General features: G+C 62.1%; 18 protein-coding genes and 3 tRNA genes. 6 read left to right on the top strand and 15 right to left on the bottom strand.

Annotated elements, in window-relative coordinates; genetic code table 11:
- The first annotated feature begins 154 nt into the window (after window positions 1–154).
- From GH665_RS04925 to GH665_RS04915, 3 genes are read left to right on the top strand one after another with little or no spacing between them, the layout of a single operon-like run.
- Entirely contained in the window at window positions 155–724 is a 570-nt protein-coding gene (locus GH665_RS04925) for an SCO family protein (RefSeq protein WP_153134897.1), read from the top strand.
- Window positions 725–742: 18 nt separating this feature from the next.
- Complete coding sequence (locus GH665_RS04920) at window positions 743–1,204, top strand: copper chaperone PCu(A)C (RefSeq protein WP_153134896.1); 462 nt, start codon at window positions 743–745, stop codon at window positions 1,202–1,204.
- A 9-nt stretch (window positions 1,205–1,213) separates the two neighbouring features.
- Window positions 1,214–2,098 (top strand): cytochrome c oxidase assembly protein, encoded by an 885-nt coding sequence (locus GH665_RS04915; protein WP_153134895.1) that lies wholly within the window; start codon window positions 1,214–1,216, stop codon window positions 2,096–2,098.
- 93 nt (window positions 2,099–2,191) lie between these two features.
- Here the strand turns inward: GH665_RS04915 and GH665_RS04910 are convergent, their stop codons facing one another.
- From GH665_RS04910 to uvrC, 8 genes are all read right to left on the bottom strand, one after another.
- On the bottom strand, window positions 2,192–2,698 hold the full coding sequence (locus GH665_RS04910) for a GNAT family N-acetyltransferase (protein ID WP_153134894.1): 507 nt from the start codon (window positions 2,696–2,698) through the stop codon (window positions 2,192–2,194).
- A gap of 94 nt (window positions 2,699–2,792) precedes the next feature.
- Entirely contained in the window at window positions 2,793–3,551 is a 759-nt protein-coding gene (locus GH665_RS04905; RefSeq protein ID WP_153134893.1) for a TraB/GumN family protein, read from the bottom strand.
- 25 nt (window positions 3,552–3,576) lie between these two features.
- Complete coding sequence (locus GH665_RS04900; protein ID WP_153134892.1) at window positions 3,577–3,981, bottom strand: hypothetical protein; 405 nt, start codon at window positions 3,979–3,981, stop codon at window positions 3,577–3,579.
- A 167-nt stretch (window positions 3,982–4,148) separates the two neighbouring features.
- A tRNA-Cys gene (locus GH665_RS04895) sits at window positions 4,149–4,222 on the bottom strand.
- A gap of 104 nt (window positions 4,223–4,326) precedes the next feature.
- Window positions 4,327–4,402, bottom strand: a tRNA-Gly gene (locus tag GH665_RS04890).
- A 62-nt stretch (window positions 4,403–4,464) separates the two neighbouring features.
- Window positions 4,465–4,540, bottom strand: a tRNA-Gly gene (locus tag GH665_RS04885).
- A gap of 258 nt (window positions 4,541–4,798) precedes the next feature.
- The gene (gene pgsA / locus GH665_RS04880; protein WP_028199185.1) at window positions 4,799–5,392 is read right to left on the bottom strand and encodes a CDP-diacylglycerol--glycerol-3-phosphate 3-phosphatidyltransferase; all 594 of its coding nucleotides are present in this window, start codon (window positions 5,390–5,392) and stop codon (window positions 4,799–4,801) included.
- Between the two features lie 208 nt (window positions 5,393–5,600).
- Entirely contained in the window at window positions 5,601–7,811 is a 2,211-nt protein-coding gene (uvrC, locus tag GH665_RS04875; protein ID WP_153134891.1) for an excinuclease ABC subunit UvrC, read from the bottom strand.
- 269 nt (window positions 7,812–8,080) lie between these two features.
- Between uvrC and earP the strand changes: the two genes are divergently transcribed.
- The 3 genes from earP to GH665_RS04860 all read left to right on the top strand — a co-directional run bounded on the left by earP (window position 8,081) and on the right by GH665_RS04860 (window position 12,097).
- Complete coding sequence (gene earP / locus GH665_RS04870; protein WP_153134890.1) at window positions 8,081–9,274, top strand: elongation factor P maturation arginine rhamnosyltransferase EarP; 1,194 nt, start codon at window positions 8,081–8,083, stop codon at window positions 9,272–9,274.
- Between the two features lie 220 nt (window positions 9,275–9,494).
- The gene (gene efp / locus GH665_RS04865) at window positions 9,495–10,052 is read left to right on the top strand and encodes an elongation factor P (protein WP_074764902.1); all 558 of its coding nucleotides are present in this window, start codon (window positions 9,495–9,497) and stop codon (window positions 10,050–10,052) included.
- A 662-nt stretch (window positions 10,053–10,714) separates the two neighbouring features.
- On the top strand, window positions 10,715–12,097 hold the full coding sequence (locus GH665_RS04860) for a sigma-54-dependent transcriptional regulator (protein WP_153134889.1): 1,383 nt from the start codon (window positions 10,715–10,717) through the stop codon (window positions 12,095–12,097).
- Between the two features lie 129 nt (window positions 12,098–12,226).
- Here GH665_RS04860 and nagZ read toward each other — a convergent pair whose 3' ends face one another.
- From nagZ to lepB, 7 genes are all read right to left on the bottom strand, one after another.
- Window positions 12,227–13,255 carry a beta-N-acetylhexosaminidase gene (gene nagZ / locus GH665_RS04855; RefSeq protein WP_153134888.1) on the bottom strand — a complete coding sequence of 343 codons (1,029 nt, stop codon included), beginning with the start codon at window positions 13,253–13,255 and terminating at the stop codon, window positions 12,227–12,229.
- A gap of 69 nt (window positions 13,256–13,324) precedes the next feature.
- Window positions 13,325–13,768, bottom strand: a complete 444-nt coding sequence (gene acpS / locus GH665_RS04850) for a holo-ACP synthase (protein WP_153134887.1) — start codon at window positions 13,766–13,768, stop codon at window positions 13,325–13,327.
- A 16-nt stretch (window positions 13,769–13,784) separates the two neighbouring features.
- Window positions 13,785–14,549, bottom strand: a complete 765-nt coding sequence (gene pdxJ, locus GH665_RS04845) for a pyridoxine 5'-phosphate synthase (RefSeq protein WP_153134886.1) — start codon at window positions 14,547–14,549, stop codon at window positions 13,785–13,787.
- The gene (recO, locus tag GH665_RS04840; protein ID WP_153134885.1) at window positions 14,546–15,478 is read right to left on the bottom strand and encodes a DNA repair protein RecO; all 933 of its coding nucleotides are present in this window, start codon (window positions 15,476–15,478) and stop codon (window positions 14,546–14,548) included. Before recO ends, pdxJ begins: the two co-directional genes overlap by 4 nt.
- A complete protein-coding gene (gene era / locus GH665_RS04835) occupies window positions 15,465–16,364 on the bottom strand; it encodes a GTPase Era (RefSeq protein WP_153134884.1) in 900 nt (299 codons plus the stop codon). The genes recO and era overlap by 14 nt, the downstream gene beginning before the upstream one ends.
- Window positions 16,365–16,419: 55 nt before the next feature.
- Complete coding sequence (rnc, locus tag GH665_RS04830; protein ID WP_153134883.1) at window positions 16,420–17,691, bottom strand: ribonuclease III; 1,272 nt, start codon at window positions 17,689–17,691, stop codon at window positions 16,420–16,422.
- A 175-nt stretch (window positions 17,692–17,866) separates the two neighbouring features.
- Entirely contained in the window at window positions 17,867–18,760 is an 894-nt protein-coding gene (gene lepB / locus GH665_RS04825) for a signal peptidase I (protein ID WP_153134882.1), read from the bottom strand.
- Window positions 18,761–18,766 lie beyond the last annotated feature (6 nt).

Below are 18,766 nucleotides of genomic sequence, written 5' to 3'. Positions count from 1 at the left end.
AACCACGCTGCGTCCATTCACGGGCAGCGTCACGCGCCGCTCTTCAATCGAGTAATTGAACCCTGCTTTGTTCCCCATTATCTCGTCCCGCCGCCAGCCGAATCTCGTAACGCCCCGCCGGCCGTGGCTTAGGCGCCTGGCCACGCTAACCGTCATGGTGGGCGCGCTCGGTGCACTGAGCGGCTGCACGCATCCCGACGAACCGTTCCAGTTGACCAACGTGACCGGCCACTTGCCGGATCTCGATTTCACACTGACCGGCGACGACGGCCGCCCCGTAACCGGTGATTCGCTCAAAGGCCGCACCTCACTGGTCTACTTTGGCTATACGCATTGTCCGGATGTCTGCCCCGAGACGATGGGCCGCCTGATGCAGGTTCTCGGCAAACTCGGCCCGGACGCGCAAAAGGTGCGCATCCTGTTCATTACCGTCGATCCGGCACGCGACACGCCCAAAGCCTTGCATGACTACGTGGGCGCCTTCGACTCGCAACACGCCGAAGGCCTGACCGGCACCGCCTGGCAGATCGAGTCGCTCGCCAAACGTTACCGGGTCGCCTATCAGATGGAAAAGCGCGACCCCAACGGCAACTACGAAGTCACCCATAGCTCGGCCGTCTACGTGTTCGATCAACAGGGCCACGCGCGCCTGCTCGCCACCGATCACGATACTCCCGATGCGATCGCACAAGACCTGCGCCGTATCATTGATGACCGTTCCTGACCTTTCCCGAGTTCATTCATGTCGATCAAGATCAAAACGTTCGCCGCACTGAGCTGCACCCTCGCCCTCTCATGCGGTTTCACGTCCGCCGCGTTTGCCGCTGGTGCTAACGCGATCAGCGTCAAAGACGCGTGGGTGCGCTGGCTGCCGAACAACCTCCCTGCCGCCGGCTATGCAACGCTGGTGAACGCGAGCGATAAGCCGGTCGACCTCGTCGATATTTCCAGCAACGACTACGGCGACGCGATGCTGCATCAAACCGTGTCGAACGGCTCGACGCAGAAGATGGTGATGGTCGACAAGCTGACGGTGCCCGCGCACGGCCAGGTGGCGATTGCGCCGGGCGGCTATCACGTGATGCTCGAAGACGCGAAGCACAAGATCGCGCCGGGCGACACCGTGCATCTGACGCTGAAGTTCTCCGACGGCGAAACGCTCGATACGCCGTTCGCCGTCAAGTCACCCGCCCAGACCAAGTAACACGCCGCGATGAATCTGCTCTACTGGCTCGACCCCTGGGAGTTTTCGCCGACTGTCGTGATCGCCTTGCTGGTGCCGGCGATCCTTTTCGTGCGTGGCGCGCACAAGGCGAAACTGTCGATTCGCCGGCGCATTTCCTTCTGGTTCGGGCTGGTCGCGTTGTATGTCGCGCTGCATACGCGGCTCGATTATTTCTTCGAGCATGAGTTCTTCATGCATCGCTTGCAGCATCTGGTGCTGCATCACCTCGGCCCGTTCTTTATCGCGCTGTCGTATCCGGGCGCCGCGTTGCGCGCGGGCATTCCGTTCAGATGGCGGCAGCGCTTCGTGCAGCCCGCGCTGGAGACTCCGGTAGTACGCAAGCTGCTCGACGTGGTGATGCATCCGGTGGTTGCGGTCACATTGTTCGTCGGGCTGATCTACTTCTGGCTGATGTCGCCGATCCATTTCGTGGCGATGCTCGACTGGCGGCTCTATCGCGTGATGAACTGGAGCATGGTGATCGACGGTCTGCTGTTCTGGTGGCTCGTGCTCGATCCGCGGCCCGCGCCGCCGGCGCGTTTGTCGCCCGGCAAGCGCGTGCTGGTTGTGATCGCCGCGATTCCGCCGCAGATCATGCTCGGCGCGTTTATCTTCTTTACGCCGCGCGAGCTTTATCCGATCTACTCGATTTGCGGGCGCGCCTTCACGTGGCTAAGCCCGATGCGCGATCAGCAGATCGGCGGATTATTGCTGTGGATTCCCGGCTCGATGATGAGCGTGATCGGCGCGCTGGTGGCGTTGCGTCACTGGATGCGGCTGTCGGCACGCGGGCGTCTGCGTGGCGAGCGGCGCGTAAAGACGGCGCAAGGCCTGGCGCAAGCTGCAACAGCGCCTGCGAGCGGCCACCGCTGAGATTCCGAATCTGTTGAAGAAGCCGCGGCGCTTGCAGCCGGTCGGCGCATGCGCCGGGTCCGGTTGCCATCCCCGTTGCCCCATCTGACTGAGTTAGGCCGAGCGCATCCACACGTGCGGGATGCCGTCCTCGTCGTGAATCTCAGACACCGGCGTAAAGCCGAATGCACCGTAGAAGCCTTGCAGATGAGCCTGTGCATGCAAGCGAATCGGTGTACCAGGCCACTGTGCCCGGATATGCGCGAGCGAGCGTTCGAGCATCGCGTTGCCCAGGCCAATGCCGCGGAATTCCGCGGTGGTCAGAACACGGCCGATGCGGATATCGGTGTCGTCGGCGTCCGGCAGCAACACGCGCAGATAGCCCGCGAGCGGCGCATTTTTGGTGCTGGATGCGCTACCGGGACCAAACGCGAGCAAATGCCACGCCTCTGAATCGAGCCCGTCGATGTCGCCATATACGCAGTTCTGCTCGACGACGAACACGGCGCTGCGGGCGGCCAGCATCGCATAGACTTCCGCGGTCGTGAGGTCGTCGAACGCTTTCCAGCGCCATTCGAGTTGCGCCAGTCGCGTGGCGGCGGTGTGCTGCGGTTCAGTCATGGAAATCTTCAAAGGAAGCGCCCCTTAACGGAAGGCGGCAAAGGAGAATTATGCCGCGCGTGGCGCTCTTAGGCTATGTCGCTGGCAAACCCCTCTAGCTGCCGACGAAAACCGGCTCGACGGGCTGTGCGAGACATTCGATCAGGTTACCGGGCCCGCACAGATGCAGCGCGCCCACCACGACCAAGATCCGCTCTGGCCGTCCGGCCAATTCCTTCACTCGCGCCGCCCACGCGCGATTGCGTGCATCGAGAATGGCGTTGCGGATGCCGGGCAGGTTGAACATCGGCGACTCGACGGCGATCTGGTGCACGGCCTGCAAATCGCCGTGTAACCAGGCGGTGTGCATCCGCTCGAGCGTGCGCTGCGGTTCGCCGAGATCGGACATCAGCATGCCGAGCGCGGCGCCCACTGCTTCGAGCGGAATCGACTCGAGCGATGCCGCCACGTCTTCTGCGGTCTCGAGATACTCATACGGCTTGGCTTGCGCCAGCGCTGAGCGCAGCATGCGCGGCTCGACACCTTCGACGACCTGCTGGAACAATGTTGGCGCGACGATCAGCGTGGCCCACGGACGCAGCTCGACGAGCGGCGCCAACGGCCCTTCTGCAGGCCACACGGCTTGTAGCTGATTCCAGGCATCGGCGGATAGCAACGGCTGCAGTTGATCGGCACCACCCTGCGGAGGAGCCTTCAGAAACGGCAGAATCGTCGGCGGATCCGATTCGAAGACCAGCGATTCGGCCCAGTCATACGCTTCGGCAATCCATGGCGGCGTTCTGCGACTCGTCGCAGGGAACAGATGCATTGAGCCGAGCAGACGGACGTTGGTGCCGGTGAGTTGTAGGTACATGCAACCTCAAGTGGACGGGCGCAATTCAATCCACTGTGCGCAGCGCGACAGACCGTCTCACGGCTCCGCGCCAGGCAGTCCGTATCGTGAACATGACAAACAGCAGAAAGACGATCTGCGAAAGATACAGGTCCATACGGATTGGATGATGGAATGCGAACCATGAATTGTGCACCACGTCCGTCACGATGACGGCAACGCAAAGGATCAGCCCCGCCCGCGGGCTTAATAGCAGGAGCAGCACGGTGAGCGGATCGATGAAGAGCAGCGACGTCCAGTAGATTCGCGTGAGCGGTGCCGCGCCACCGTAGTCCCACCAGAGCCCGTGAACCAGGGCCACTTGCAGATGCGTCCAGGTGGCGCCGCACAGGCACAGCGCGTAGATCAGGCGTAGATAGAAGGAGCGGCGTTCGGTATCCGGGATGCGCATGATGTCGATGCGAGGGGGAGTCTGCGAACTATAGCGTTGCGCAGAGCAAAGCACACTGCTGGACACAGTTGCATATCGGCCGGGAGCAGGGCCACCAAGTGCGAGATAACACGACACTGAAAAAAGAAAAGCCCCGACAAGTCGGGGCTTTTCTTTACATCAACTACTGGAGGCGCGAGCCGGAGTCGAACCGGCCTAAACGGCTTTGCAGGCCGCTGCATAACCGCTTTGCTATCGCGCCGCAAGCGGACTGGAATCTAGCTGCAGATTCTCAGATTTGTCTGGTGAGCCACCATAAGGACCGGCCCATCAAACAAAAAGGGAAGCACTGCTTCCCCTTATGATTGGAGCGGGAGACGAGGCTCGAACTCGCGACCTCAACCTTGGCAAGGTTGCGCTCTACCAACTGAGCTACTCCCGCATTGCCCTACTTCACAACGCCTTGCACTTTTACTTCGCCAAACAACGCGTTGCTTCAAAAATTGGAGCGGGAGACGAGGCTCGAACTCGCGACCTCAACCTTGGCAAGGTTGCGCTCTACCAACTGAGCTACTCCCGCATTGTGCTGCTTTTGCCCTACTAACTGCTGCCTTGTTACTGCAACTACACGCTTACTGTCTCCGTTGCTGCCTTTGACGTTTCGAACTGCGTGCATCGGAGAAACGAGATTATGGAGAAACGACCGAAACGTGTCAACCCCTTTTGCGAATGTCTTTAACTGAAAAGATTTCACTCACGCTTGCGCGACGTTCGAACAAGCGTGAGTTGTAGAGGCGTCGCGTCTCTCGCGTCTCGCTTGATCTTCGATCAGACACAATCAGGCCACGCCGCCCCGCTCGCGGATCTGCGGCCATGCGAGTTTCATGTAGTAGAGCATCGACCAGATCGTCAGGAACGCAGCCAGATAGATCAGCCACAAGCCCCACACTCGCGTATCGACGGACACACCACCGCCGAACGGCAACGGCCCGTAGAACAGCAGCATCGGAATCGCGACCATCTGGCACACGGTCTTGAACTTGCCGAGCGAATTCACCGCAACGCTCTTCGACGCACCGATCTGCGCCATCCACTCGCGCAGCGCCGAGATGGCGATCTCGCGCCCGACGATCACCAGTGCGATTGCCGAATCGATCCGGGCGAGTTGCACGAGCACCAGCAACGCAGCCGTCACCATCAGCTTATCGGCGACCGGATCGAGGAACGCGCCGAACGCCGAGGTCTGATTCCATTTACGGGCCAGAAAGCCGTCGAACCAGTCGGTGAGCGCTGCCAGAATGAAGATCGTCGCGGCCGCCAGATTGCGGTGTGCCGGGCTCATCATCATGTCAGGCAAATAAAACACACCGACGACGAGCGGAATCAGAACGATCCGCAGCCAAGTCAGGAAAATCGGAAAATTAAACGGCATGGGCAGGCGCAGCGTCTGACAAGGGAGATGCAATTGTGCCGTGTCGCAAGGCCTGCCACAAGCAAAGCGGCGCGCGGAGCTTGGCACGCGCAACGCCGGAGCAACGCTTATCAGCCGCCTGGCATCTGCTTGCCGGCCGCTTTTGCGTCATTCGTCGACCGCTCGCCGCCGCGCCTCCGTGCCGCCTGGCGTGCCGCGAGCAGTGCAATTAGTGCAGTTGCCGGTAGATCTGCTCGGCCAGCGCCTGCGAAATCCCTTCGACGCTCGCCAGATCCTCGACGCTTGCCGCAACCACCCCACGCAGCCCACCGAAACGCGCCAACAACCGCTGACGCCGCTTCGCGCCCACCCCTTCGAGTTCTTCGAGCCGCGAGGTCTGACGGGTCTTGCCGCGCTTTGCACGCATGCCGGTGATGGCGAAACGGTGCGCCTCGTCGCGGATTTGCGCGACCAGCATGAGCGCCGCGCTTTCCTTGCCGAGTTCGAGCGGAGCGCGGCCGTCCGCGAAAATCAGGGTTTCCAGCCCCACCTTGCGCCCCTCGCCCTTCGCGACGCCGACCAGCATGCCGGTATCGAGACCCAGCTCGGTGAACACCTGACGCGCGATTTCGACCTGTCCCTTACCGCCATCGATCAGCACGATGGTCGGCAGGATGCCGCCCGCCGCGGCCGGTTCCGCGGCATCCGCCGCGAGCGACGGGTCCACGGCCGCGTCGGTTTGCAATTCGGCGGCTTCATCCGCCGCGTTCGCGGCCGCTTGCGCCACCATCTTTTCGTATCGGCGCATCAGCACCTGGCGCATCGCCGCGTAGTCGTCGCCCGGGGTAATGCCAGTGATGTTGTAGCGGCGGTACTCGGACGACTGCATCTTGTGATGGTGATACACCACGCACGACGCCTGCGTCGCCTCGCCCATCGTGTGGCTGATGTCGAAGCACTCGATACGCAGATGCGCGAGATCGTCGCACTCCATGCCGAGCGTGTCGGTAAGCGCGCGCGTGCGGGCCTGCTGCGAGCCTTGTTCCGAAAGCAGGCGCGCGAGTGCGAGCCGTGCGTTCTGCTCGGCCATCGCGAGCCACGCGCGCCGTTGACCTTGCGGCTGGCGCAATACCGTCACCTTGTGGCCGGCCTGCTCGATCAGCACGTCGACCAGTTCGCGCGTGGCCGGCGCGTGGCTGACCACGAGCACCGGCGGCACGCGGTTGCCGATGTAGTGCTGCGCGATGAACGCCTCCAGCACTTCAGATTCGATGCCGCCGGTAGTTGCACGGCCTTTGCGCGGCGCTGGAGCTCCGGATTCAGACCCGGACTCGCCCGCGTCATCCGTCTCTACGTCGAGCGCAGCGTCTTCGTCTTCCTCGTCATCGGCTTCTTCGGACGGCATCTCCTCAGCAATCGCGAGCGCGTCACCTGCATCGGACGCTGCGTTTGCGCCGTTGTCGCCCTCGTTCAGCACCAAGCCTTCACCAGCCGCGACATCGGCTAGCAACTCATCGTCGCCGCCCTCTTCAAGTCCACCCTCGCCGATCGTCAGGGCGCTTTCCACATGCGCCGGGAAATACGCCTTGTCACCCAGATGCCGCCCGCCGCGCACCATCGCCAGATTCACGCACACGCGCCCGCCGAGCGCCACGACCGCGAGAATATCCACATCGCTGTCGCCACCCACTTCAATCGCCTGCTGATGCAGCACCGTCGACAGCGAACTCATCTGATTGCGCACCGCCGCGGCCTGCTCGAACTTCAGCTCGCTCGCGAACGCATGCATTTTCTGCTCGAGTTCGTTCATCACCTCGCCTTGCCGGCCGAGCAGAAAGCGCGACGCATTGGCAACGTCGCGCGCGTAATCCTCTTCGCTGATGGCCCCGACGCAAGGCGCCGTGCAGCGGCCGATCTGATGCAGCAGGCAGGGCCGTGTGCGATTGTTGAACACGGAATCTTCACACGTGCGCAACTGGAACACACGCTGCAGGATCTGGATGCTCTCGCGCACCGCCCACGCACTCGGGAACGGTCCGAAGTACTGATTCTTGCGATCCACCGAGCCGCGGTAATACGCCATGCGCGGAAACTTGTGGCCGGTCAGTTTGAGATAGGGATAGGACTTGTCGTCGCGAAACAGGATGTTGTAACGCGGCGCCAGCGCCTTGATCAGATTGTTTTCGAGCAGCAACGCCTCAGCCTCGGAGCGCGTGACGGTCGTCTCGATGCGCGCAATGCGCGTCACCATCATCGCGATACGCGGGGACAGTTGCGTCTTCGTGAAGTAGCTCGAGACGCGTTTCTTGAGGTCGCGCGCCTTGCCCACATAAAGCACCGCGCCCTGCGTGTCGTAATAGCGATAGACGCCAGGCAGATGCGGCAATTGGGCGAGCACTTTCTTCGGCTCGAAAACGTCAGTTGCTTCGGGTTCGGTCATGCAGAATCGATTGGCTGGGACAGTGTTGCGAAGCCTCTGCCCGCGTGTTGCGCGCCAAGCGGTCGTTTAGACGCGAAACCGCGGATGAGTGCTTTAGAATCGCCAGTTTAGAGCATTCCGCGCGTGTTCGAACCTTGCTGCATCGAACGGTGCGATGGTGCGGTGCCGAGCCGGCGGCTGAACTGATTGCATGACCCGCCTGGCCCGCCCGCCCGCAAGACCTTGCGCCCTCTCCACGCCACCCGTGTCACTCTGAAACCCACGCCACCATGTCCTCCGCTACACCGCCGTCCGCCCAACCCGCTGCCGCGCCCACGGTGATCGCTTGCGATATCTTTTGCGCGGTGATCGACAATTTCGGTGACATCGGCGTGTGCTGGCGCCTCGCTCGCCAGCTGGCAAGCGAGCACGGCTGGCTGGTGCGCGTATTCGTCGACGACCTGCACGCGTTCCAGAAACTGTGCCCGTCGCTGGCACTGGATCGCGCGCGTCAGGCGATCGGCGGCATCGTCATCGAACACTGGCGCGAACCGGCCCATGCGGGCGATACGCTCGAGGTGGCTGACGTCGTGATCGAGGCATTCGCCTGCGAGTTGCCGCCGATCTATGTCGCCGCGATGGCGCGGCGTGAGCGCGCGCCGGTCTGGTTGAACCTCGAATATCTGAGCGCCGAAGACTGGGTTGCGGATTTCCATCTGCGGCCGTCGCCGCACCCGCGCTACCCGCTGACCAAGACCTTCTTTTTCCCCGGACTCGGCCCCGGCACGGGCGGCGTGCTGAAAGAACGACATCTCGACGCGGCGCGCATGGCCTTCGAGGCGTCGCAACCGGCGCGCGAGGCGTGGTGGCTGGAAACCACCGGCCGCGCGCCGCCCCCGGCCACCGCCACCGTCATTTCACTGTTCGCCTACGAAAACCCCGCCGCCGACAGCCTGCTCGAACAATGGCGCGACGGCGCCGAAGCGGTTGTTCTGCTGGTGCCGGAAGGCCGCATTTCGGGCGCGGTCGCGCGCTTTTTTGGCCTGCCGTCGTTCACCGCGGGTTCGCACGCCGAGCGCGGCAGCCTCAGTGCCCACGCGCTCGCATTTACCGCGCAAGCCGGCTACGACCCGTTGCTGTGGGCGAGCGACGTCAATTTCGTGCGCGGCGAAGATTCGTTCGTGCGCGCCCAATGGGCCGCTAAACCCTTTGTCTGGCACATCTACCCGCAAGCCGACGATGCCCATCTGCCCAAGCTCGACGCCGCGCTCGCCCACTATGCGCGCAGCCTGCCCGGCGATGCCCGGAACGCCCTTGCGCGTTTCTGGCACGCATGGAACGGCGCCGGCAAGCCTGACTGGGCGGAATTCCAGCGTCACCGCGCGGTGTTGAAGCGGCGCGCAGCCGAATGGGCCGGCGAACTGACCCTGATAGGCGACCTCGCCGGAAATCTGGCCTTGTTCGCAAAAACTCAGTTAAAATAAGCGGTTATCCAACGGCCGACGACACAAGCGCGACCCGATCGCAGCGATTTTGTTGGCAAATTCGTCTGGTAAATTCGAATTCGTCTCGCGAATTGGTCTGGCAGATTCGCCAGGCTAGCTGGCCTGACTAATTCGCGAGGCAAACCCTGCAGGCCAATCCGCTTGCGCCGTATGCCGTTGAGCAACAGTTGAAGCTACTTATTTCGTACAGGACAGTTTTATGAAGACCGCACAGGAACTCCGCACCGGCAACGTAGTCATGATCGGCGCAGACGCGATGGTCGTGCAAAAGGCCGAATACAACAAATCGGGCCGCAACTCCGCCGTCGTCAAGATGAAGTTCAAGAACCTGCTGACCGGCGCAGGCATGGAAAGCGTGTACAAGGCAGACGACAAGTTCGACGTCGTGGTGCTGGAACGCAAGGAAGTCACGTATTCGTACTTCGCCGACCCGATGTACGTGTTCATGGACGCCGACTACAACCAGTTCGAAGTCGAAGGCGAAATGATGGGCGACGCCCTTCACTACCTCGAAGACGGCATGGCTTGCGAAGTCGTGTTCTACAACGAGAAAGCCATCTCGGTCGAACTGCCGACCACGCTGGTCCGTGAAATCATCTACACGGAACCGGCAGTCAAGGGCGACACGTCGTCGGGCAAGGTGTTGAAGAATGCCAAGCTGACCACCGGTTTCGAACTGCAAGTGCCGCTTTTCTGCAACATCGGCGACAAGATCGAAATCGACACGCGTACGCACGAGTACCGCAGCCGCGCCTAAGCGCCTGCAGCCTGCGCGGGAGCCAAGTCCGGCGCAGTGAAAAAAATGGCAAAAAAAGCGCCCGCACTGGGCGCTTTTTCTTTTTTGTGCCGCCGTGTATGGTGGAGGAAAACTTTACCGGCAATCTTCTAAAAAATGCCTGTCCGCTCCGTTTACCTTCCGTCTCTGCGTCAAACAAACCATTGATAAACTTAAGTAATTGGCTTTGGCATAATCCATGCTTCTCTCCGACTTAGGTCACTAAGGCTTTATTTCCCCAACTCTTGAGATGCGACATGAATCACGACATCGCTGAAGAAAGGTGAAGTTTGAGATAGGACGCTTCTTCGACGGTGAGCGGGATTTCTGACCTGTCGAATGAAGGAAATACCGGTGCCCGCCCACTCGCCAGATCGCATCAGGGCGGACATCCACTGAAAAGCAAAGGACCCAGAAAACTAAATGAGTCGAATCGCCCCAACTCTGCGTGCACATCGTGTCCCACGATCTGCGCGACGCCCATGCAAGTCGGCCCGCAGCGGTTGCGCCGCGGTGGCAGACATTGCTCGCGCGGTGCGGCGTTCGACCGACAACATTACCGGCCAGCCATCGCGCCCAGTTCGCGCGCCAGAGTACCGGCGCGGCGTCCCGGGTATTCCGTCCATCTAAAAATAGCGCTCGCCATGCCACATGCCCTGATTGTTGAAGACGATCCCAATAGCCTGTCTGGCCTGTCCGCCATCCTCGCCGCCGACGGCTTCTCCGTCGACACCGCGACCACCATCGCCGAGGCCCGGGCCGCGCTGACACGCTTTATTCCCGATGTCGTGCTGGTCGACCTGAATCTGCCGGACGGCAGCGGGCTCGATGTGCTGCAGCACCTGCCCGCGCACCCGCCCGGTGGCGCCTTGCCCGTGATCGTGATGACCGGCAACGCAACAGTCGAAAGTGCGATCGAGGGTTTGCGGCATGGCATCTGGGATTACCTGCTCAAGCCGGTCAATATCCCGCGTCTGCGCAGTCTGCTCGCCCGGATTCCGCGTCCATACGAGCTGACCGAGGAAGTCCAGACCCTGCGTGCGTCGCTGCGTCAACTCGGCCGTTTCGGCTCATTATTGGGCCGCAGCGGCGCGGTCCAGCATGTGTACGACACGATCGAGCATATCGCGCCGACCGAAGCCGCCGTGCTGATTTCCGGCGAAACCGGCACGGGCAAGCAGATTGCCGCGCGCACGCTGCACGACATGAGCCGGCGCCGCAAAGGGCCGTTTGTCACATTCGATTGCCGGAGCGCAGGCAGCCTCGCGGCGCACCGCTCGCTCGACAGTCTGCTGTTCGGCCACGAGCGCGGTGCGTTCAGCGGCGCCGACCAGCGCGAACCGGGGCTATTCGAGCAAGCCAGCGGCGGCACGCTGTTCATCGAAGAAATCGCCGAGCTGCCGCGTGCCCAGCAGGAAGCGCTGCTGCGCGCACTGGATTCGCAGACCTTCATGCGCGTCGGGGGCACGAATCAGGTGGTGACCGATTTCAGGCTGATCGCATCGACACGCAAAAACCCGCGCGCGGCGGTTGCCGACGGCAGCTTGCATCAGGACCTCGCGCTGCGTCTCGAAGCGGCGGCTATCACGCTGCCGCCGTTGCGCGAGCGCGGCGACGATCCGGCGCTGATCGCGCAAGCCGTGGTCGATGAACTGAATCACGAAGCAACCTCGCGTGGTACGCCGGAGGTGGCCAAGCAGGTCGGACCGAATTTCCTGCGCGAGTGTCTTTCGTACGAGTGGCCGGGCAATGTGCGCGAGTTACAGGATCGCGTGCGCCGGGCGTATCAAGCCTCGGGTGACGTGCTGGAATCGCTGCGCGCCGATGAAGCGGGCTCGGCAAACGGACGCGATCTGAACGGCAGCCGTGTGCAGGTCACCGTCGGCACCCCTCTCGCGGACGTCGAGGAAATGCTGATCCGCGCGACGCTCGACGCAGTCGGCGGGACGCGCCATCGCGCTGCATCGCTGCTGGGGATCAGTCCGAAGACGCTGTATAACAAGCTGCAACGGATGCGGTTGAACTGACGAGGCCGGGCTGGCTGCGTGGCTAGCCAGGTTTGAATAAAAAACGGCGCCTTAAAAAAGGCGCCGTTTTTTTGCTCGATGCAGACGCTCGAGACGCTGGTCCGCTGGTTACCGGTTGCGCACGTGGATTTATGCGAACGCGCTGCGCAACAAGGCCTGCGCTTGCAGATATTGCGGCTCGGCAACCAGCTTGCTCCACTTGAGCGCCTTGCCGCGCGGGCGCATGCGCTTAAGCCGCTGCTGCGACTCCTTCGACGGCCTGAAGCGCAGCGCATCCAGCACCTTTTCCGCCTCGTCCGGCTGATTGCAGATCAGCACCATGTCGCAGCCGGCCTCCAGCGCCGCGCTCGCGCCTTCCGTCAGCGTGCCGCCCTGGCGCGCGGCTTCCATCGAGAGATCGTCGCTGAATACAGCGCCCTCAAAGCGCAATTTTTTGCGCAAGATGTCCTGCAGCCAGACACGCGAGAAACCCGCCGGCTTCGAGTCGACTTGCGGATAAACCACATGGGCGGGCAGCACGGCGCCGAGCGACACGCCGAGCCAGTCGTACGGCGCCACGTCCTCGCGCAGAATTGCTTCGAGCGAACGGTCATCGACCGGCATGGCAACGTGCGAGTCCGCATGCGCAAAGCCGTGCCCCGGAAAATGCTTGCCGCAATTGCTCATGCCGGCCAACGCAAGGCCGTGATTCAGGCTCTTCGCCAGCAAGGCCACGACGCGCGGATCGCGATGAAACGAGCGATCGCCGATCACCTGCGACTGGCCGTAATTCAGATCGAGCACCGGCGTGAAACTCATATCGATGCCGCACGCGCGCAATTCAGCCGCAAGGATATAACCAACCGCGGTGGTCACTTTGGTGGCGTGCAGCACGTCGCTGTCCCACAATGCACCGAGCTTGCCCATCGCCGGCAGCACGGTAAAGCCGTCGGTGCGAAAGCGCTGCACGCGGCCGCCTTCGTGGTCGACCGCAATCAGCAAATCGTCGCGGATCGCGCGAATCGAATCGGTGAGCGCGATCAGTTGCGCGCGGCTTTCGTAATGGCGCGCGAACAGGATTACGCCGCCGGTCATCGGATGCGCAAGGCGGCGTTTGTCGTCGTGATTCAGCGTGGTGCCGACCACGTCGAGCATGACCGGTCCGGGAGTGGTTTTCATCGGTTTTCGCTAGAAAAAAGCCTGAGAGCAAAGAAAGACACGGCCGACGTGCGCCGCGTTCAAGATTTTTTATTCGTCGCTAGCGGGCGCGCGCGGGGCGGTGGGCTGTTGCACCACCGCTCCTGTTTCAGCAATCACGAAGGACACGGCGTAATCGCGTTCGTCGCTGATCGTTACACGCGCCGTGATGCCGCGCGCGTCGAGCCATTCAGCCAGTTCGCCCGATGCCACCACCATCGGTTCGCCGCTCGGCTTGTTGAGCGTTTGCAGCGCACGCCACGTCATCGGCCAGCGCATGCCGAGGCCGATCGCTTTCGAAAATGCTTCCTTGGCCGAGAATCGCGTGGCGAGAAATGCGAGTCCACGGGCCGCTGAGCGCGCATGGCGAGCGTGATAAACGCGCAGTTCGTCCGGACCGAGCACTTTCTCCGCAAAGCGGCCGTTGGTGCGCGTCATCACGGCGGCCACGCGGCTGACCTGAACGATGTCCGTACCGATGCCGTAGATCGTCATGGGCGGCGCCGCGGCGTTACGCGCTTGCGCCGAGACGCGCGGCGACCATGATCGCCTTCATCTCGCGCACGGCGTTGTCCCAGCCCGCGAAGATCGCATGCGCGACGATCGCGTGGCCGATATTCAACTCGACGATACCTTCGATCGCGGCGATCTGCTGAACGTTGGTGTAATGCAGGCCGTGACCCGCGTTGACCTTGATGCCGAGCGTGGCGCCGAACTCGACCGCACGCACCACGCGCTCATACTCGCGCTGTTGCTCGGCAGGATCGTGCGCTTCGGCATAACGGCCGGTGTGCAATTCGATCACCGGCGCCCCTGCTTCGTGCGCGGCACGGATTTGCGTTTCGTCCGGATCGATGAAGAGCGACACCCGCGAGTTCGCAGCGGCGAGTTGCTTGCATGCGGCGCGCACGGCTTCGAACTGACCGGCAACGTCGAGGCCGCCTTCAGTCGTCAATTCCTGACGCTTTTCCGGCACAAGGCATACGTCGTGCGGCTGCACCTCGCACGCGATGTCGAGCATCTCCTGCGTGACCGCGCACTCCAGATTCATGCGGGTTTTCAACAGCGGACGCAGCTTGCGCACGTCGGCATCGACGATATGGCGACGATCTTCACGCAGATGCAGCGTGATCACATCGGCACCCGCCTCTTCGGCCATCAACGCGGCGCGGATCGGATCCGGATAAGAGGTGCCGCGCGCGTTGCGCAGCGTTGCGACGTGATCGATGTTCACGCCCAGGTCAATCACATTCGGCGACGTAAGAAAGAAGCTCATAAGTTCTGCAAGTCGATCAGTATCTGGCGCGTCGCGAGCGGCGTGCCGCCAAGGTAAGTGTTGAGCAGAAAGCGCATCAGCGTTTTGCTTTGCGCTACCGTCTGCGCTCGATGGTAATCGTCCTTTTCCATATCGAGCAAGGTCTGTCCGGCGATTACCGGCCATTGCGCGGGCAGATCGTCGGATGCTTCGCGCACGCCGCGCTCCGGGTCGAATACATAGCGGCCGTCGGCCTGCACGGCTTTGCGCGAGACCGTGCGATCGAGCGCCATTGCATAACCGGTTTCCCGCAGCAGCACACGTTCGAACGAACGCAGCACCTGCACGGGCGGTTCGTCATGCGCGAGGCGCGTCATCGTGACGACGTAGTGATGGAACAGTTGTGGATGCGGGTCTTCACGTGCGCAGAATTTGACCAGCAATTCGTTGACGTAGAAACCGCAGAGCAACGCGTCGCCCGCTAAAGGCAACATGCCACCGACCCATTCGGCGCCGGTCAGCGTGCGCACTTCGGATTTGCCGGACCAGGACAACGCGAGCGGCTGGAAGGTCTGCAGCACGCCGCGCAACGCGGAGTGCGGACGCTTCGCGCCCTTCGCGACGAGGGCGAGCCGGCCGTGATCGCGCGACAACACGTCGATGATCAGACTGGTCTCACGGTACGGATAGCTATGCAGGACGAAAGCGGGTTGCTCGGCGACCCGGTAATCGGAAGCGGAACTGCGCGGTGCACGGCGTGCGGGCGCTTTGCGCGGCTCGCCTTCGGCGCCCTGGGTAGCGCTTTGAGCACCCTGAGTGTTTCTGGCACCCGAGGAAATTTTTTTGGCACTGCGCGCGGGTTTGGACGGCTCGCGCGCCGGCACTGCCGGCGCCGCGTCGTCCGGGTCAGCGTCGGGATTCAGCGTCATCCACGCGTCATTCGTACCCATACGCACGGAGTCCGGCTTCGTTGTCAGCCCAGCCGCTCTTCACCTTGATAAAGGTTTCCAGATACACGGGGCCGTCGAACAGCTTTTCCATGTCGAGGCGCGCTTCGGTGCTGATCTGCTTCAGCTTGGCGCCCTTCTGGCCGATGATCATCGCTTTCTGCGTATCGCGCTCCACCAGGATGGTCGCGAAAATGCGCCGCAGACGCCCTTCGGTTTCGAACTTGTCGATCAGCACGGTGCTCGTGTACGGCAGTTCGTCGCCGGTCCAGCGGAACACTTTTTCGCGCAGGATTTCGGCGGCAAGAAAGCGCTCGCTACGATCGGTCAGGTCGTCTTCGCCGTAGATCGGCGCGCCTTCCGGCAGGAACGGCTTGATCGTCGCCAGCAAACGTTTGATGTCGTCCGGATTCTTCGCCGACAGCGGCACGATCTCGTTGAACTGACGCAGGGCGCTCACCTGCTGCATGAACGGATACAGCGAGTCCTTATCCGTCACGCGATCGAGCTTGTTTGCGATCAGCAGCGTGGGCACCGACGGCGGAATCAGGTCGAGCACCTTCTGGTCGTCCGGGCCAAAGCGGCCGGCTTCGATCACGAACAGGATCGCGTCGACCGAACTCAGCGTGGACGTGACCGCGCGATTGAGCGAGCGGTTCAGCGCGCCGCTGTGTTTGGTCTGGAAACCCGGCGTGTCGACGAAGATGTACTGCGCGTCTTCAAACGTATGAATGCCGGTGATGCGATGGCGGGTAGTCTGCGCCTTGCGCGACGTGATACTGACCTTCTGGCCGACCAGCGCGTTCATCAGCGTGGACTTGCCGACGTTCGGGCGGCCGACGATCGCGACCATGCCGCAGCGAAAACCAGTGGGAGTGGGAGCGTTCATATTCGGGCTACGGCAAGTTCAGATCGACGCGCGCGGATTGGCGTGCCGATGGCATTCAATGGCCCGCATCGGCGACGCGGGTTTGCGCCGCGTCGGCTACGCCGGGTTCGTGTTCGATGGGTGCCGGCACGGCGGGCGTGGGCACGGCTGCGCCGGGTGTGGTGTCCCGGCTGCGGTGTTTGTCGGCAATGCGGACGGCGGCTTCCGGTTTGGCGTCAGCGGGTTTTGCTTCTGCAGGCTTTGCGCCCTCGGATCTGGCTTCAGCGGATTTGGCGTCCAGCTTGTCGGCTGGCTTGTCGGCTGGCTTGTCGACTGACTTATCCACCGCTGCTTTGTCAGCAGGTCTGTCACTCACGTGGGCCGCTGCCCGGTCCGCTCTTTCCGACCTATCCGTGCGCTCCGACTTGTCCTGTCCGCTGTATTCCACGTGTGCGGCTCGAATCACGGCCAGCGGCGCAGAGGTCACAGCAGCGGGCTCAGCCACCGGCGCAGTACGGGCCTCGCCTCGCCCAGCCCCACGCTCGTTCTTCCGATCCGGGCTGCGCAAATCGAGGGCAGCCTGTACGCCGGTCACACCGGGCACGATCTCCTGTTCGGCGTTCTTCGCAGCACGAGCGCCTTTTTTCGAACGCTTAGGCTTGGCAACCACGGCAGGTGCCGCGGCCATCACCTCGTCAAGCGCCTTCTTGGCCGCAGCCTGCTCGGCGGCACGACGGCTCGCGCCAGAACCGGACACTTTGACGTCCAGCTTGGGCACCGTGCATTCGACTTCAAATTGTTGATTGTGCGCCGCACCATGCGTTGCAACAACCGTGTACGTAGGCAACGCGATCTTGTGACCCTGCAGATATTCCTGCAGCAGCGTCTTGGCGTCTTTGCCGAGCGTCCGTGGGTCGATGTGATCGAGAATCGGCACGTAAAGACGCTTGATGACCGTTTGCGCGGCATCGAAGCCACCGTCGAGAAACACCGCGCCCAGCACGGCTTCCAGCGTGTCCGCAAGGATCGACGGGCGGCGGAAGCCACCGCTGCGCAATTCGCCTTCACCAAGGCGCAGGCCTTCGGAAATATTGAGGGCCTGAGCAATTTCGTAAAGCGATTGCTGCTTGACCAGATTGGCGCGGACGCGCGACAGGTCGCCTTCGTCCAGTTTGCCGAAACGTTGGAACAAAAGCGCAGCCACCGCGCAATTCAGGACGGAGTCGCCGAGAAACTCGAGCCGTTCGTTATGCGTGGAACTATGACTGCGGTGCGTTAAAGCCTGGCGCAACAATTCCGCATTGCGAAATTCGTAGCGCAGACGGCTTTCCAACGGAGATAGGGGCATGGGCAGAGTATAACGCGGGCGCCTGCCCCGGCGAAAACGCGGGACGGCCAGCGGAAAAAGCGTGGTGAAGCGACGTTACCGCAGATTCTTAAAGTAGCGTGCTAACACGCCGCGACCGATGTGCCCTAAGTGTGGGCCACCTGCGCGGCGTGTCGTGCAATCAAGGCATGCGTGCTCAGTGGAATGGGCCGATGCGTTTCAGATCGCTGAAGTTCATCCAGATAAAAAACGCGCGACCCACAATATTCTTGTCCGGCGCAAAACCCCAGTAGCGGCTATCCGCGCTGTTATCGCGGTTGTCGCCCATCATGAAGTAATTGCCAGGCGGCACTTTGCAGATCACGCCGCGTGCGTTGTACGTGCAGTTATCGCGATACGGATAATCTTCTGCGCCGACAATGAACGGCGGCACGGCCGGGTTGTTCAGAATCGCGTTCTTGCGGCCGTCGATATCTTCTTCGAATTGCTTGGCGTAGCCGAGGCGTTCTTCGTCGAGATAGTCAGGCCGCGGCGTTTCCGGCACGGGCTTGCCGTTGATCGTCAGTTGCTTGTCCTGATAAGCGACCGTGTCGCCCGGCAGGCCGATCACGCGCTTGATGTAGTCGACGGACTCGTCTTTCGGGTAGCGGAACACCACCACGTCGCCACGCTCGAGCGGGCGGCCTTCAGTGACCTTCGTGTTGGTGATCGGCAGACGCAGACCGTAGTCGAATTTATTGACGAGGATGAAGTCGCCCACCAGCAGCGTCGGCACCATCGAGCCCGACGGAATCTTGAAGGGTTCGACCACGAACGAGCGCACCACGAACACCACCAGAATCACCGGGAAGAAGCTCGCCGAATACTCGAGCCACCACGGTTGACGCAGTTTGTCGTCGCGCAGACGGGCGCGTGTTTGCGCCGCGTTTTCGTCGGCGAAACGTTCGCCGACGCGTGCCTGCTGGCGGTCAAACTCGGCGACCACAGCCTCCGCCGCACGGCGCCGTTGCGGCATGAAAACCAGTTTGTCTGCGACCCATGCGACGCCCGTCAAAATGACGAGCACAAAAAGAATCAGCGCAAAATTCATAGGGTT

The sequence above is a fragment of the Paraburkholderia agricolaris genome, assembly GCF_009455635.1.
Lineage (GTDB): Bacteria > Pseudomonadota > Gammaproteobacteria > Burkholderiales > Burkholderiaceae > Paraburkholderia > Paraburkholderia agricolaris.
This window is presented reverse-complemented; position numbering and strand designations above follow the sequence as displayed.

Coding starts and splice junctions, on each gene's coding strand:
- GH665_RS04925 (WP_153134897.1), top strand. CDS start 155: ATGGTGGGCGCGCTCGGTGCACTGAGCGGCTGCACGCATCCCGACGAA.
- GH665_RS04920 (WP_153134896.1), top strand. CDS start 743: ATGTCGATCAAGATCAAAACGTTCGCCGCACTGAGCTGCACCCTCGCC.
- GH665_RS04915 (WP_153134895.1), top strand. CDS start 1,214: ATGAATCTGCTCTACTGGCTCGACCCCTGGGAGTTTTCGCCGACTGTC.
- GH665_RS04910 (WP_153134894.1), bottom strand. CDS start 2,698: ATGACTGAACCGCAGCACACCGCCGCCACGCGACTGGCGCAACTCGAA.
- GH665_RS04905 (WP_153134893.1), bottom strand. CDS start 3,551: ATGTACCTACAACTCACCGGCACCAACGTCCGTCTGCTCGGCTCAATG.
- GH665_RS04900 (WP_153134892.1), bottom strand. CDS start 3,981: ATGCGCATCCCGGATACCGAACGCCGCTCCTTCTATCTACGCCTGATC.
- pgsA (WP_028199185.1), bottom strand. CDS start 5,392: ATGCCGTTTAATTTTCCGATTTTCCTGACTTGGCTGCGGATCGTTCTG.
- uvrC (WP_153134891.1), bottom strand. CDS start 7,811: ATGACCGAACCCGAAGCAACTGACGTTTTCGAGCCGAAGAAAGTGCTC.
- earP (WP_153134890.1), top strand. CDS start 8,081: ATGTCCTCCGCTACACCGCCGTCCGCCCAACCCGCTGCCGCGCCCACG.
- efp (WP_074764902.1), top strand. CDS start 9,495: ATGAAGACCGCACAGGAACTCCGCACCGGCAACGTAGTCATGATCGGC.
- GH665_RS04860 (WP_153134889.1), top strand. CDS start 10,715: ATGCCACATGCCCTGATTGTTGAAGACGATCCCAATAGCCTGTCTGGC.
- nagZ (WP_153134888.1), bottom strand. CDS start 13,255: ATGAAAACCACTCCCGGACCGGTCATGCTCGACGTGGTCGGCACCACG.
- acpS (WP_153134887.1), bottom strand. CDS start 13,768: ATGACGATCTACGGCATCGGTACGGACATCGTTCAGGTCAGCCGCGTG.
- pdxJ (WP_153134886.1), bottom strand. CDS start 14,549: ATGAGCTTCTTTCTTACGTCGCCGAATGTGATTGACCTGGGCGTGAAC.
- recO (WP_153134885.1), bottom strand. CDS start 15,478: ATGGGTACGAATGACGCGTGGATGACGCTGAATCCCGACGCTGACCCG.
- era (WP_153134884.1), bottom strand. CDS start 16,364: ATGAACGCTCCCACTCCCACTGGTTTTCGCTGCGGCATGGTCGCGATC.
- rnc (WP_153134883.1), bottom strand. CDS start 17,691: ATGCCCCTATCTCCGTTGGAAAGCCGTCTGCGCTACGAATTTCGCAAT.
- lepB (WP_153134882.1), bottom strand. CDS start 18,760: ATGAATTTTGCGCTGATTCTTTTTGTGCTCGTCATTTTGACGGGCGTC.